Genomic DNA, 720 nt, shown 5'->3' on the forward strand with positions numbered 1-720 from the left:
AAATGAGGACACGCCCTAACACCACCAGCACGCACGGCTTTGTAGTGAAGGCGAAGCCGCAACGAAAAAGACGTCGCCGTACCTGGCCTTGTTAAATTTTTATAGCGCCATATTCAACAGCGGATAAGGCTTACCCTGACCATCGACTGGCGACCGATCTGTCACTTTAAAGCCAATGTGCTGATAAAAACCTACCGCCTGTTCATTCTGCTCGTTTACACCGACCCTTGATGCTCCCTGCTCTTTGATAGCATGGGCCGCTAACATGGCACCAATGCCTTTTCCGCGTGCATCAGGTGAGATGAACAACATCTCAATATTACCGTCATGTACTCCACAGAATCCCTGAATTTCACCGTTACCGTTTTTAGCGCACCTTAAATCAACTGCGTCAAAATACTGCTCCAGAATTAACGGCTTTAACTCCTGTAGATCATCTTCAGTCAGAAAATCATGCGTTGCCCTGACCGACGCTTCCCAGACGTCTATCAGCTTAAGATGATCTGTTTTTTCTACGATCTCAATATTCATCACCAAACTCGGTTGAAAATTTAACGCCGCGTTAATGGGCAAAATTTAGTTGGTTAAAATTGTTGAGGAATGAAACACAGCCATCTGTATTTTGTCCTGATTAAACAGTTTGTTATGCGTAAACTTATTCACCGCCGCCTGAGCCACCATCTGAAAAGCCACTACCTCCATCGTCACTGGAGCCGGAAC

At 45.8% G+C, this 720-nt stretch carries 1 protein-coding gene; it reads right to left on the minus strand.

Translation table 11 applies throughout. The annotated features are described in order from the left end of the window. Positions 1-99 precede the first annotated feature (99 nt). The gene (locus tag ACT3TJ_RS18000; RefSeq protein ID WP_444622841.1) at positions 100-531 is read right to left on the minus strand and encodes an acetyltransferase; all 432 of its coding nucleotides are present in this window, start codon (positions 529-531) and stop codon (positions 100-102) included. Positions 532-720 lie beyond the last annotated feature (189 nt).

Origin of the sequence: Halomonas sp. AOP30-A1-24 (assembly GCF_052378165.1) — a bacterium.
Lineage (GTDB): Bacteria > Pseudomonadota > Gammaproteobacteria > Pseudomonadales > Halomonadaceae > Vreelandella > Vreelandella citrativorans.